Here is an 11,840-nt window from a genome sequence, read left to right on the forward strand (position 1 = left end):
GATGGATGAACCGCAATCCGCCAGCACCAGCTTGTACGGCATCCCCCTCATGCTGGTGTTCGCCCTCGTGGCGGCGCCGGCCAGCGCGCAGTTGGCCCAGCAGGCGTTCCAGATTGCCATCGACCGCTTTGGTGACCCCTGCCAGGGAATCGAGACGACGCGGCCGCTTGGAACCGCCTCGAACGGTGATGCGCTGGTGGCCGTGGCCTGCACCAACGGCGGGCATCATGTGGTCGCCATCCACAGGGACAACAGCGTCTCTTACATGAGTCCATGTCAGGCGTTCGAGACGGGCACGGGGATCACCTGTTTCGACGGTCAGCCATCGACGCGCTGAGTGGGCAGACAATGGATCGCGACACCGCCGAGACGCTGGCTCGACAGGAGCTGGATCGTTTCCCCCGGCTCGCCGCCTGGTCCTTCGGCTGGAACCGTCGTCGGCGCGCTCATGGGCTGTGCCGTTATGATCAGCGCCGGATCGAGCTGTCAGCGCCACTCACCGCGCGCGAGCCCGATGAGTCGCTGATCCTCAATACCATTCGCCATGAGATCGCTCACGCACTGGCCGGTCCCAAAGCGGGACATGGCCCGCTCTGGCGCCGCTGGGCGGCGCAGATCGGTTGTACGCATCTTGCCAGCGCGCGATCCTCGTCGGTGCAGGCCGAGGCGATTCCACCGGCCTATGTCCTGATGGCTGAGATCGACGGCCAGGAGCAGGTGATCAAGACCTATCACCGGCGACCGTCAAGCCAATTTCTATCTTCCCTGCCGCATCGCCATCTGCGCGGTCGTCCTGACACCAAGGGGACGCTCCGACTGGTCCGGCTGGCGCGGGGCCTGTGAGCGATTCGGTATCCGTTTGAGGGGTTAGCCATGAAAATCGCCATTGCCACTAACGATTACGCCCGTGTCTCCGGCCATGCCGGTCAGGCCCGTCACTGGCTGCTCTATGACAGCGAATCGGATCCGCTGGAGCCGCAGCGTATCCAGCTCGATAAGCGTCAGGTTTTTCATTACTGGGAAGATGAAGGGCCGCATCCGCTGGATGGGGTCGAGGTTATCGTGGCGGGGAGCGCTGGCGATGGTTTCCGGCGGCGCATGGATGCACGCGGCGTGCAGGTGCTGCTGACCGGTGAGCGGGATGCGGCGCGGGCCTTTTCCGCCGTGCTGGCGGGTGAACTGCTGCCGGAGCCCGGTTTCGATCCCAGCCTGATTCTGTGCCGTCTGCTCGACCGCTTTTCGCGGCATTGAGCAGATCAAACAGCCATTTGAACCGCAAAGACGCGAAGATTTTTACCCCTGATAGCGCCACGAATAGACAGGATTAACAGGATTTTCCAGGATGAACAGGATTTCAAATGATTGTTTTTAATCTTGTTAATCTTGAGTCATCCTGTTAATCCTGTCTAACTGGCCGTCTTTCAGGCGGGTAAAAACTTTCCCGGAAAGCGCCTAAAAGCACCGACCCGTCGCCTGTTCGTCAGGTCGGTGCTTGTCGGGCGTCAACCGTGTTTGGCGTAGCCAATGGCTTCGAGCGCGGCGGCGATTTCATCCAGAATCGCCGGATCGTCGATGGTCGCCGGCAGGTTGAATGCCTTGCCGTCGGCGATGGCCTTCATGGTGCCGCGCAGGATCTTGCCGGAGCGGGTCTTGGGCAGACGATCCACGACAACGACCGTTTTGAAGGCGGCGACCGGGCCGATCTGGTCGCGCACCAGATTCACCAGTTCCTTGATGACGATCTCCCTGTCCCGTGCCACGCCCGATTTGAACACGACCAGACCCAGCGGGAGTTCGCCCTTGAGCTGGTCGGCAGCGCCGATGACGGCGCATTCGGCGATGTCCGGATGCGAGGCCAGCACCGCTTCCATGCCGCCGGTGGAAAGTCTATGCCCGGCGACATTGATGATGTCGTCGATGCGGCTCATGACGAAGATGTAGCCGTCTTCATCCATGTAACCGGCGTCGCCGGTCAGGTAATAGCCGGGCTGGGTCGCCAGATAGGACTGGACGAAGCGGGCGTCATTGCCCCAGAGGGTCGGCAGACAGCCGGGCGGCAGCGGCAGTTTGATCATGATGCGTCCGATGTCGCCGGGCGCGACCGGCTCGCCGGTTTCGTCCAGCACCTGGACATCGTAGCCGGGCACGGCGCGGGTCGGCGAACCGGGCTTGACCGGCAGTTGCTCGATGCCGAGACAGTTGGCGGCGATGGCCCAGCCGGTTTCGGTCTGCCACCAGTGATCGACGACCGGGACGCCCAGGATCTGTCCGGCCCATTCCAGGGTGGCCGGGTCGCAGCGTTCGCCGGCCAGGAAGAGTGCGCGGAAGTCACCGAGGTTGTAACGCTTGAGATGTTCGGCGTTGGGGTCGTCACGCCTGATGGCGCGGAAGGCGGTCGGCGCGGTGAAGAGGACCGAGACCTTATGATCCTCGATCACCCGCCAGAAGGCGCCGGCATCCGGGGTGCCAACCGGCTTGCCTTCGTAGACGATGGTGGTGGCACCGATCAGCAGCGGTGCATAGACGATGTAAGAGTGTCCAACGACCCAGCCGACATCGGACGCCGCCCAGAAAACTTCACCAGGCTCGACGTTGTAGATGTTGGACATGCTCCAGGCCATGGCGACCGCATGTCCGCCGTTGTCGCGCACCACGCCTTTGGGCTGGCCGGTGGTGCCGGAGGTGTAGAGGATATAGAGCGGGTCAGTGGCGGCGACGGAAACGCACTCCGCCGGTTCGGCAGCGGCGAGCGCCTCGGCCCAGCCCTGATCGCGTCCGTCGATCAGCGTTCCGGGATCCTGTGGGCGTTGCAGAATCAGGCAGTTGGCTGGTTTGTGCTCGGCCAGATCGATGGCGGCGTCCAGCAGCGGCTTGTAGCGAACAACGCGATTGGTCTCGATCCCGCAGGAGCCGGCGACCATGACCTTGGGCTTGGCGTCGTCGATGCGGGTGGCGAGTTCGCGCGAGGAGAAACCACCGAACACCACGGAATGGATGGCGCCGATGCGCGCGCAGCCGAGCATGGCAACCAGGGCTTCCGGCACCATTGGCATATAGATGATGACGCGGTCGCCCTTGCTCACGCCGAGCGCCCGGAGCGCACCGGCAAAACGCGCGGTCTGATCCTGTAATTCGGCGTAGGTGATGACGGTCTTGGACTGAGTCACCGGGCTGTCATGGATGATCGCCGGCTGATTGCCGCGCCCTGCGATGACGTGCCGGTCCACAGCGTTGTAGCAGGTGTTGAGCATGCCGCCGCTGAACCAGTGATAAAAGGGCGGGTTGGAACTGTCCAGCACCTGATCCCAGGACTTGTCCCAGTCGATCAGTTCAGCTGCTTCGGCCCAGAATGCAGCCGGGTCGCGCATTGAGCGATCATAGACGGTTTGGTAACCCATGTTCTTTCCTCCAGATGATGTTTTTGGTGATTTCCTGAAAACAATCTACCCACGGAGAGGCCGTGAATGGACAGGATTCACAGGATTTTTCAAGATTGACAGGATTTAAGAAAACCATGGTTTCTGTCCTGTGAATCCTGTTCATCCTGTCCATTTGGAGCCTTGACGCTGGTAGAAACTTTCCCGGCAACCACCTTAGGCGCCGGGGCGATGCCCCGGCGAATGGCGTCGTGACAAGAGATCGCGTGCGGTCGGTCTCAGCCGGCGAGCGTGGCGAAGGTCGCGGCGGCCGCGTCCAGGGTGACCTGGATCTGTTCATCGTCATGCATGATGGAGACGAATCCGGCCTCGAAGGCTGAAGGCGCGAGATAGATGCCGCGCTCCAGCATGCCGTGGAAGAATGCCTTGAACTGCTCCTGATTGCACTGCGTGGCCTGTTCGTAATTTGTGACCTTTTCCCGGGTGAAAAAGAGCCCGAACATGCCGCCGACCTGATTGGTGCTGAAGGGAATGCCCGCTGCATCGGCGCGCGTCTGAAGCCCCTCAAGCAGGGTCGTCGTCCTGGTGGTGAGCCGGTCGAAGAAACCGGGGGCGGAGATGAGTTCCAGGGTCTTGAGACCGGCGGCCATGGCGATGGGATTGCCCGAGAGCGTGCCGGCCTGATAGACCGGACCGAGCGGCGAGAGCCTGGACATGATCTCCTGCCTGCCGCCGAAGGCACCGACCGGCATGCCGCCGCCGATGACCTTGCCGAGCGCGGTCAGATCGGGCTTGATGCCGTACAGACCCTGGGCGCAGCCGAGCGCGACCCGGAAGCCGGTCATGACCTCATCGAAGATGAGCACGGACCCGTACTGATCGCAGATCGCGCGCAGACCTTCCAGAAAGCCGGGCACGGGCGGGATGCAGTTCATGTTGCCGGCAACCGGCTCGACGATGATGCAGGCGATCTCCGAGCCGACCTCAGCGAAGGTCTGGCGTACCTGCTCCAGATCGTTGTAACGCAGGGTGATGGTCAGTTCGGCGAGCGCCGCCGGCACGCCGGGCGAGCTGGGTTCGCCGAAAGTCAGCGCGCCGGAGCCGGCCTTGACCAGCAGCGAGTCGGCGTGACCGTGGTAGCAGCCCTCGAATTTCACGATCTTGTCGCGCCCGGTGTAGCCGCGCGCCAGACGCAGCGCACTCATGGTGGCCTCGGTGCCCGAGCTGACCATACGCACCATGTCCATGCTCGGAACCAGTTCGCAGACCTTGTCGGCCATGACGGTTTCGAGCTCGGTCGGCGCGCCGAACGACAGCCCTTTGTCGAGCCGCTCGCGCACCGCCGCCAGTACCTCGGGGTGGGTGTGACCCAGGATCATCGGTCCCCAGGAGCCGACATAATCGACATAGCGTTTGCCATCGGCATCGAAGGCATAGGGACCGGCGGCGCTCTCGAAGAACACCGGGTCGCCGCCGACCCCGCGAAACGCCCGCACCGGCGAATTGACGCCGCCGGGGATGTGACGCTGGGCGGCGGCGAAAAGGTCATGGGATCGGCTCATCTCAAGGATTCTCCTTCGGGAACAGGTTGGTGTAAGCGCGTGCGGCGGCCGCGATGTCGGGCTGATCGAAGACGCCAGTGACGACCGCCAGCAGGCGCGCGCCCGCTGCGATCAAGGGTGCGCCATTTTCAGGCGTGATCCCGCCAATCGCAACTGGCGGGATGTGCAGACGCCGGCTGGCCTCGGTCAGCAGGCCGACATCGGCGCGCACCGCATGGGGTTTGGTGACGGACGGGAAGAAACTGCCGAAGGCGACATAGCTCGCGCCAGCCCGTTCGGCGGTCTCGGCCAGACGCAGATCGTTGTAGCAGGAGACGCCGATGATGGCGGTTGCGCCGAGCCGGGCGCGCGCCGCGCGCGGGTCGGCGTCGTCACGGCCCAGATGGACGCCGTCCGCGCCCAGCGCGACCGCCAGTTCCAGATCGTCATTGATGATGAGGGGCACATCCGCCTGTCGGCAGACGGTCAGCAGGGCGAGCCCGCGCGCATGGCGTTCCCGGTCATTGGCGCCTTTGTCGCGATACTGGATCAGCCGCGCCCCGCCATTGATGGCAAGCGCCACCTGCGCGGCCAGCGATGCCGGGCTGTGCGAGGAATCCGGAGTGATGGCGTAGAGTCCGTCGAGAGTCAAGGTCATGGATCCTGAATGCTGTGATTGAAACCGCAAAGGCGCAAAGAGTTCAAAGAAAAACAAGGTTTTACTGTGCAGCTGAGGTCGTCCTGCGGATGATGGCTGCGATGACGCAACACTTTAAAATCCTTCGCGTTCTTTGCACCTTTGCGGTTCAATTCTGTGTCAGGACTGAGCAGAGCCCGGGTGCAGGTCAAAAAGCCGATTCGGCGTTAACTGACAGCGTCCGGATCGGAACGCCTGTTGCAGCGTCTTCCAGGTATAGTCCTGCGCGGCGGCGACGGCCTCCGCCATCATCATGCCCCTGGCCAGTCGTGCCGCAATGGCGCTGGCGAGGGTGCAGCCGGAGCCATGATACTCACCCGGCAGACGCGGCCAGTCCCGATCCTGTCGATCGCCATCCGGGCCGTAAAGCCGGTTGGTGACCTGCGCGGTGTCGTCATGGGTGCCGGTGACGAGCACCCAGCGCGCGCCGGTTTCAAGCAGACGGGTTGCACAGTCGTCAGCCGTCGCACCATCGGCGAGCAGGCGCGTCTCGGGCAGATTCGGCGTGATGAGCGTGCTGCGATGGATGAGCTGCTGGCGCAACTGATTCAACAGCAGGCTGTCGGCGCACGACTGTCCGGCGCCGGAAGCCAGCACCGGATCAAGCACGACCGGAAGCGACGGGTTAGCGTCGATGATGGCAGCGAGCACCGGCACCAGCGACGCACTGCCGATCAGTCCGATCTTGATGGCGCGCGGCGCGCTGTCGGCGATGAGCGCCCGACACTGGGCCGCAACCTGCTCGGACGCTTGTGGATAAAGGTGGCGCAGGCCGCAGGTATCCTGATCGGTGAGTGCCGTGACAACGGTCACGGCAAAGGCTCCGGCGGCGCGGATCGCTTCGGCGTCGGCGAGGATCCCGGCGCCGCCGCTCGGATCATGGCCGCCGATGCAGAGCACGACGGGCGGGGTATCAATGGCATTCATTTCGGAATCTGTGCAATGAAAACCTATCTATGTGTGGTGTGTGGCCTGATCTATGACGAGGAACAGGGCTGGCCGGAGGACGGTATCGCGCCCGGCACCAAATGGGAAGATGTACCGCTGGATTGGGTGTGCCCGGAGTGCGGCGTCGGCAAGGATGATTTCGACATGATCGAAGTTTGAGCGGGAGTCCGTGAATCAGTCCGTCGCCTCGGGTCGGCCAGTTTGCCTGTTCTCGGCTACACTCCCTCGCATGAATGCGATGACTTGCTCAACCCCGCTCCCTGTCACGGGCCTTTACGATGATGTGGCGGCGCTCGCCAAGCGTTACTGTGACCTGATCGAGGCATGCGATCAGCCCGGCTGGCTCGCCGAGATTGCGCGTCTGCTGCCGCGCCTGCATGCCGCCATCATGTCGATGCGCGCACCTCACAGAACGATTGATCATCCGGCTCCGGTGGATCTGGATGCCCGGTTCGATCTCTTTGCGCGACTGCGTCATCTGCTTGGTGATCGCGACAGTTACTGGCTGGAATTCGACTCGGCCAGTGAGGGCGCTGAGGCCATGACCGGCAGTCTGGCTGACGACCTGACCGACATCTATTGCGAGCTGAAACAAGGGCTGTGTCTGTTTGAACGGAATCCCGAGTGCGCCGTCGCGGCCTGGTCGCATGGCTATGTCCGTCATTGGGGACAGCATCTGATCGATGCCGAACGCCATTTGGCGATGTTGAGGGCAAAGGCCCGACTGTAACTCTAACGCCCACAGCAGGGGCGGCAAAAAGTGTAGCGAGGAACAAGCGTAGCTTTTTGGCGTCTTTTGCCTGTGATTGTTATGTGCCGTTCCAGATTCTCCCAGAAGAGCAAAAAAGGGTTGACATTACCGGAAAGCCATGATTAGTATGAAAACAGTATGAGAACATTATTATTCTTATGCTGCAAGACTTGAAACTATAACTGATACGAGGGTTTATCCTATGTTTTTCAACAACGGAATTCAAAAGGAGTTTAATCGTGCAGTTTTCGACCAGATGCCACGCAAAGATCAAGATGAAATGCTACAGCAGATCTATGATTCTGGTTACTCTGTCAAAGATATTGCAAAGTTTCTCAACATGAATTCGCAAACATTGTACTCCCGCATCAATGCTCACCGTGGCAGAGGTGCTCAACTTAATCCTGCTAACTGAAGGGAACTGCTAATCAGAGGGAGAAAATTCTCCCTCGCACCCACTCACATAACCCTGCATTTTACATTGGCATGACTGATCGTCTTTCTGATAACCTCACGCGCCAGTTTGCATCGCCTCCAGAGGTTTTATCCATGTCCGCAGTGCTCAACGAAATGGAGCTGACGCTGACCCCGCCAGCCCAGGCAAAGATGCAGGAACTCTTCCAGCAGATCGATGACAACATCCAGGGCGTGCGCGTCTTTGCGACGGCTGGTGGTTGCAGTGGCGTCAGTTTCGGCATGACCTTCACCGATGTCATCAATGATGATGACGGCGTGCTGTCCTGTGATGGCTTCAAGGTCGTCGTCGATGACGGGACGCTTGACTATCTGCGTGGCGTCGAGATCGATTTCATCGATCAGGGTGAGGGCAATGCAACCTTCGTCTTCAACAACCTTCCGCAAATGAATGGTGGCGGCGGTTGCAGTGGCTGTGGATCGTCCTCTTCCGGCTCTTCCGGTGGCGGTTGTTCCTGACCGCAGCGCGCCTGTTTCCGACTGGCGTATCGGGTCGCTGCTGACCCGGTTGCGACAGCATGCAGGCAACGATCAAGCGGCTTCTGCCGCTTTTCGTTTTTAGGATCTCTGAGTTGTTGAGAATCTGGATGAAGACCATGACAGCGCGTTGCGGCAGCGGCCTGACTCACCGGCAGGGTGTCGGTCATGCTTAGGATTGGAATCGTTGGCGGCACCGGCTATACGGGGGCCGAACTGCTGCGTCTTCTGGCGCGTCATCCTCAGGCGCTGCTGACGGTCATCACCTCGCGGAGCGAGGCGGGTCTGCCGGTTGCCGGGATGTTTCCACATCTGCGCGGACAGCTTGATCTCTGTTTCACCGAGCCGGATCCGGGCACCCTCGCCGAGTGCGATCTGGTGTTCTTCGCCACCCCGAATGGTACGGCCATGCGCGCCGTGCCGGATCTGCTGGAACGCGGCGTACGCGTGATCGATCTGGCGGCTGATTTTCGTCTGAAAGATCCGGCGCTCTGGGAACAGTGGTACGGAATGCCCCATGCCTGTCCGGAACTCCTGTCTGAAGCCGTCTATGGTCTGCCGGAACTCAATCGGGCGGCGGTGCGGGATGCGCGCCTGATTGCCAATCCGGGTTGTTATCCCACGGCGGTGACGCTCGGCTTGCTGCCGCTGGTCGCGTCCGGTGCGGTGGACCCATCCTGGCTCATCGCCGACGCCAAGTCCGGCGTCAGCGGGGCAGGGCGCAAGGCTGAGACGGGACTGCTGATGGCCGAGATGGGCGAGAGTTTCAAGGCGTATGCGGTCAAGGGACATCGTCATGCGCCTGAAATCACCCAGAATCTGGCCCAATTTGCAGGCGCTCAAGTCGGTTTGACCTTCGTTCCGCATCTGGTGCCCATGATTCGCGGGATCGAGGCGACGCTCTACGCGCGTCTTGTGGATCCGGCCATTGATCTCGACTCCCTGTTCGCCGACCGCTATGCCGGTGAGCCCTTCATTGATCTGATGCCGGGTGGTCATCCCGATACGCGCTCAGTGCGCGGGGCCAATGTCTGCCGGATCAGTGTCTCGCGTCAGGAGTCGATGCCGGGCGTGGTCGTGGTACAGTCGGTGATCGACAATCTGGTCAAGGGTGCGGCAGGTCAGGCCGTGCAGAACATGAATCTGATGTTTGGTTTCGATGAGACGACGGGGCTGGAGGCGCTGGCTCTGCTGCCCTAGTTTTCGCCGTTTCGCGCTTGAACAATGGGTCGCTCAGACGCATTTCCACCGGATCGCATCCTTAAACATATGAGCACGAGTCAGCCATGAATGCAGAAGCCGCCATCGACACCCCTCTGGTTTTCACCGCCTCCGCCGCCTCCAAGGTAGCCCAGCTCATCCAGGACGAAGGCAATCCGGAGCTGATGCTGCGCGTCTATATTCAGGGCGGGGGATGTTCCGGCTTTCAGTATGGGTTCACCTTCGATGAAGACATTCAGGAAGGCGACACCCAGGTGACGACCGATGGGGTCAAATTGCTCGTCGATCCCATGAGCATGCAGTATCTGATGGGCGCGGAAATCGATTATACGGAGAGCCTGCAAGGGGCGCAGTTTGTCATCCGCAATCCGAACGCCACCACCACCTGCGGCTGCGGCTCGTCTTTTTCTGCTTAAACGGTGTTTCTGTAGGTCGGGTTAGCGTAGTGCAGCCCGACATTCCATGGCACAAAGCCGGGTTACAGCGCGCGTCAGCCCTTTGTGTGGGAAATAAAAACCTGTGGCTACGCGCGCCTAACCCAAACCTATGGGTTCGCGTTCGAGACCCCCACAGAGGCCGGCTCTGTGGTGCCCGACCTGAGCGGCGGGATCTGAAGCGGAATGATGCGGTCATTCGTCTGGATTTGGGGCGCATTGTCCTGCGGCAGGGATTGGTACCACTGAAAGGCGGCGTAGCCCGCCGCCGCAACCACCAGGATGGCGAGTGACTTCAGAACGATCTTCCGACCGCCTCGGCGTTGCGTCCGCAGCGGCAGGGTGGACTGCTGAAATTTGTAGTCACGCATCATGAAAAAAGCGCAAAATCAAGAAAAAACGAGGTTTTTCGACAGCCGTTAGTGTAGTCGCAAACGCTGTCATGGAACAAGATTTATGCAGCCGTCTCTTTTTGGTGCCGCCTGATGGCGTCGCCTGTCATCCACTGTCCCGTGCGTCGTTAGCATTGCCTGCGTCCGGACCAAGAATATAGAGCTACAACTCAAACATGGACTCAATCGAGCGATCATTCGCGCTCATCCGGCGCGGCACTGAAGAAATCCTATTGGAAGACGCCTTGCGCAAGAAGTTGGCTCTGGGCCGCCCGCTGAGGATCAAGGCGGGATTTGACCCAACCGCTCCGGATCTGCACCTCGGTCATACGGTTCTGATCCAGAAACTGCGCCAGTTTCAGGATCTCGGTCATGAGATTCTTTTTCTGATCGGCGATTTCACCGGCATGATCGGCGATCCGACCGGCAAGAGCGCCACCCGCAAACCGCTGTCGCGCGAGCAGATCCAGGACAACGCCAAGACCTATCAAGATCAGGTGTTTCGCATCCTTGATCCCGATAAAACGCAGATCGTCTTCAACTCAACCTGGCTGAATGAGCTCGGCGCAGCAGGTCTGGTGCAACTGGCGGCGCAGCAGACGGTCGCGCGGATGTTGGAGCGGGACGATTTCTCGAAACGCTACAAATCGGGTCAGCCGATCGCGATCCACGAATTCCTCTATCCGCTCATCCAGGGTTATGACTCGGTCGCGCTGAAGGCGGATGTCGAGCTTGGCGGCACGGATCAGAAGTTCAATCTATTGGTTGGGCGTCAGATGCAGGAGAACTATGGTCAGGAGCCACAGGTCGTGATTACGCTGCCGATCCTGGAGGGGCTGGACGGTGTGCAGAAGATGTCCAAGTCGCTCGGCAACTATATCGGCATCACGGATCCGCCCGACGAGATGTTCGGCAAGATCATGTCGGTTTCGGACGATCTCATGTGGCGTTATTTCGAGCTGTTGAGCCAGCGCGACATGTCCGAAATCCAGACCTGGCAGCGCGACGTGCAGGAAGGCGCCAATCCGCGCGACATCAAATTCGAGCTTGGGTTGGAACTGGTGACCCGATTCCATAGTGCCGAGCAGGCCAGGCATGCGCTCGACACATTCATTGCCCGCTTTCAGCGCGGCGCCTTGCCCGACGATATTTCTGAAATGCGTCTTGCCTGTGGTGAAGATGGCGCGCTGACGATTGCCAGTCTGCTGAAGGCTGCGGGTCTCGTCAAAAGCACCTCGGAAGCCATCCGCATGATTGAGCAGGGTGCAGTGCGAATCGATGGCGAGCGCATCGAGGATACGCATTTGATGTGCACTGCCGGCAGCGCACATGTTTATCAGGTAGGCAAGCGTCGGTTCGCAAAGATTTGCCTGGTCTGATCATCCTCACCTTGCATTTGTGCCTGGCGATCACGGAAAACCGCTTGACGCAGTGTCTGTAATTTGTATAATGCGCGGCTCGCTGTGAGTTGACGACTGAGTGTGAGTGGTCGTTGGGGTTTTAGGGAGGAAGGTGAGTGAGCGAGGAG

General features: G+C 60.5%; 15 protein-coding genes. 10 read left to right on the top strand and 5 right to left on the bottom strand.

All coding sequences use genetic code 11. The features are described from left to right. Position 1 precedes the first annotated feature (1 nt). From EDC35_RS16680 to EDC35_RS16690, 3 genes are read left to right on the top strand one after another with little or no spacing between them, the layout of a single operon-like run. Complete coding sequence (locus EDC35_RS16680) at positions 2 to 337, top strand: hypothetical protein (RefSeq protein WP_132978395.1); 336 nt, start codon at positions 2 to 4, stop codon at positions 335 to 337. 11 nt (positions 338 to 348) lie between these two features. Continuing rightward, positions 349 to 843, top strand: coding sequence for a SprT-like domain-containing protein (locus tag EDC35_RS16685; RefSeq protein WP_132978396.1), 495 nt, complete (start codon positions 349 to 351; stop codon positions 841 to 843). Between the two features lie 30 nt (positions 844 to 873). Then, the gene (locus tag EDC35_RS16690) at positions 874 to 1,251 is read left to right on the top strand and encodes a NifB/NifX family molybdenum-iron cluster-binding protein (protein WP_132978397.1); all 378 of its coding nucleotides are present in this window, start codon (positions 874 to 876) and stop codon (positions 1,249 to 1,251) included. A gap of 251 nt (positions 1,252 to 1,502) precedes the next feature. Here EDC35_RS16690 and EDC35_RS16695 read toward each other — a convergent pair whose 3' ends face one another. From EDC35_RS16695 to thiD, 4 genes are all read right to left on the bottom strand, one after another. Next, a complete protein-coding gene (locus EDC35_RS16695; RefSeq protein ID WP_132978398.1) occupies positions 1,503 to 3,398 on the bottom strand; it encodes a propionyl-CoA synthetase in 1,896 nt (631 codons plus the stop codon). Between the two features lie 257 nt (positions 3,399 to 3,655). Further along, a complete protein-coding gene (hemL, locus tag EDC35_RS16700) occupies positions 3,656 to 4,939 on the bottom strand; it encodes a glutamate-1-semialdehyde 2,1-aminomutase (RefSeq protein ID WP_132978399.1) in 1,284 nt (427 codons plus the stop codon). Position 4,940: 1 nt separating this feature from the next. Further along, the gene (gene thiE, locus EDC35_RS16705) at positions 4,941 to 5,576 is read right to left on the bottom strand and encodes a thiamine phosphate synthase (RefSeq protein WP_132978400.1); all 636 of its coding nucleotides are present in this window, start codon (positions 5,574 to 5,576) and stop codon (positions 4,941 to 4,943) included. Between the two features lie 159 nt (positions 5,577 to 5,735). Beyond that, a complete protein-coding gene (gene thiD / locus EDC35_RS16710) occupies positions 5,736 to 6,542 on the bottom strand; it encodes a bifunctional hydroxymethylpyrimidine kinase/phosphomethylpyrimidine kinase (RefSeq protein ID WP_132978401.1) in 807 nt (268 codons plus the stop codon). Positions 6,543 to 6,557: 15 nt separating this feature from the next. On the opposite strand from thiD, the gene EDC35_RS16715 reads away from it, so the two are divergent. The 6 genes from EDC35_RS16715 to erpA all read left to right on the top strand — a co-directional run bounded on the left by EDC35_RS16715 (position 6,558) and on the right by erpA (position 9,902). Further along, positions 6,558 to 6,722, top strand: coding sequence for a rubredoxin (locus EDC35_RS16715; RefSeq protein WP_132978402.1), 165 nt, complete (start codon positions 6,558 to 6,560; stop codon positions 6,720 to 6,722). A gap of 79 nt (positions 6,723 to 6,801) precedes the next feature. Further along, positions 6,802 to 7,293, top strand: coding sequence for a DUF5063 domain-containing protein (locus EDC35_RS16720; protein WP_132978403.1), 492 nt, complete (start codon positions 6,802 to 6,804; stop codon positions 7,291 to 7,293). Between the two features lie 223 nt (positions 7,294 to 7,516). Further along, a complete protein-coding gene (locus tag EDC35_RS16725) occupies positions 7,517 to 7,729 on the top strand; it encodes an RNA polymerase sigma factor sigma-70 region 4 domain-containing protein (protein WP_132978404.1) in 213 nt (70 codons plus the stop codon). Between the two features lie 134 nt (positions 7,730 to 7,863). Next, the gene (locus EDC35_RS16730; protein ID WP_132978405.1) at positions 7,864 to 8,247 is read left to right on the top strand and encodes a HesB/IscA family protein; all 384 of its coding nucleotides are present in this window, start codon (positions 7,864 to 7,866) and stop codon (positions 8,245 to 8,247) included. Between the two features lie 186 nt (positions 8,248 to 8,433). Continuing rightward, positions 8,434 to 9,465: an N-acetyl-gamma-glutamyl-phosphate reductase gene (gene argC / locus EDC35_RS16735; protein WP_132978406.1), complete on the top strand. Its 1,032-nt coding sequence runs from the start codon at positions 8,434 to 8,436 to the stop codon at positions 9,463 to 9,465. Between the two features lie 86 nt (positions 9,466 to 9,551). Beyond that, on the top strand, positions 9,552 to 9,902 hold the full coding sequence (erpA, locus tag EDC35_RS16740; protein WP_132978407.1) for an iron-sulfur cluster insertion protein ErpA: 351 nt from the start codon (positions 9,552 to 9,554) through the stop codon (positions 9,900 to 9,902). 128 nt (positions 9,903 to 10,030) lie between these two features. Here erpA and EDC35_RS16745 read toward each other — a convergent pair whose 3' ends face one another. Continuing rightward, positions 10,031 to 10,294, bottom strand: a complete 264-nt coding sequence (locus EDC35_RS16745; RefSeq protein WP_132978408.1) for a hypothetical protein — start codon at positions 10,292 to 10,294, stop codon at positions 10,031 to 10,033. Between the two features lie 194 nt (positions 10,295 to 10,488). Here EDC35_RS16745 and tyrS point away from each other — a divergent pair, with 194 nt between their 5' ends. Continuing rightward, complete coding sequence (gene tyrS / locus EDC35_RS16750) at positions 10,489 to 11,691, top strand: tyrosine--tRNA ligase (protein ID WP_132978409.1); 1,203 nt, start codon at positions 10,489 to 10,491, stop codon at positions 11,689 to 11,691. Positions 11,692 to 11,840: the final 149 nt, after the last annotated feature.

The organism is Thiobaca trueperi, assembly GCF_004342175.1.
GTDB classification, from domain to species: Bacteria; Pseudomonadota; Gammaproteobacteria; order Chromatiales; family Chromatiaceae; genus Thiobaca; species Thiobaca trueperi.

Excerpts from the sequence above, each read along its gene's own strand:
- EDC35_RS16680 (WP_132978395.1), top strand. The coding sequence starts at position 2 with ATGGATGAACCGCAATCCGCCAGCACCAGCTTGTACGGCATCCCCCTC.
- EDC35_RS16685 (WP_132978396.1), top strand. The coding sequence starts at position 349 with ATGGATCGCGACACCGCCGAGACGCTGGCTCGACAGGAGCTGGATCGT.
- EDC35_RS16690 (WP_132978397.1), top strand. The coding sequence starts at position 874 with ATGAAAATCGCCATTGCCACTAACGATTACGCCCGTGTCTCCGGCCAT.
- EDC35_RS16695 (WP_132978398.1), bottom strand. The coding sequence starts at position 3,398 with ATGGGTTACCAAACCGTCTATGATCGCTCAATGCGCGACCCGGCTGCA.
- hemL (WP_132978399.1), bottom strand. The coding sequence starts at position 4,939 with ATGAGCCGATCCCATGACCTTTTCGCCGCCGCCCAGCGTCACATCCCC.
- thiE (WP_132978400.1), bottom strand. The coding sequence starts at position 5,576 with ATGACCTTGACTCTCGACGGACTCTACGCCATCACTCCGGATTCCTCG.
- thiD (WP_132978401.1), bottom strand. The coding sequence starts at position 6,542 with ATGAATGCCATTGATACCCCGCCCGTCGTGCTCTGCATCGGCGGCCAT.
- EDC35_RS16715 (WP_132978402.1), top strand. The coding sequence starts at position 6,558 with ATGAAAACCTATCTATGTGTGGTGTGTGGCCTGATCTATGACGAGGAA.
- EDC35_RS16720 (WP_132978403.1), top strand. The coding sequence starts at position 6,802 with ATGACTTGCTCAACCCCGCTCCCTGTCACGGGCCTTTACGATGATGTG.
- EDC35_RS16725 (WP_132978404.1), top strand. The coding sequence starts at position 7,517 with ATGTTTTTCAACAACGGAATTCAAAAGGAGTTTAATCGTGCAGTTTTC.
- EDC35_RS16730 (WP_132978405.1), top strand. The coding sequence starts at position 7,864 with ATGTCCGCAGTGCTCAACGAAATGGAGCTGACGCTGACCCCGCCAGCC.
- argC (WP_132978406.1), top strand. The coding sequence starts at position 8,434 with ATGCTTAGGATTGGAATCGTTGGCGGCACCGGCTATACGGGGGCCGAA.
- erpA (WP_132978407.1), top strand. The coding sequence starts at position 9,552 with ATGAATGCAGAAGCCGCCATCGACACCCCTCTGGTTTTCACCGCCTCC.
- EDC35_RS16745 (WP_132978408.1), bottom strand. The coding sequence starts at position 10,294 with ATGATGCGTGACTACAAATTTCAGCAGTCCACCCTGCCGCTGCGGACG.
- tyrS (WP_132978409.1), top strand. The coding sequence starts at position 10,489 with ATGGACTCAATCGAGCGATCATTCGCGCTCATCCGGCGCGGCACTGAA.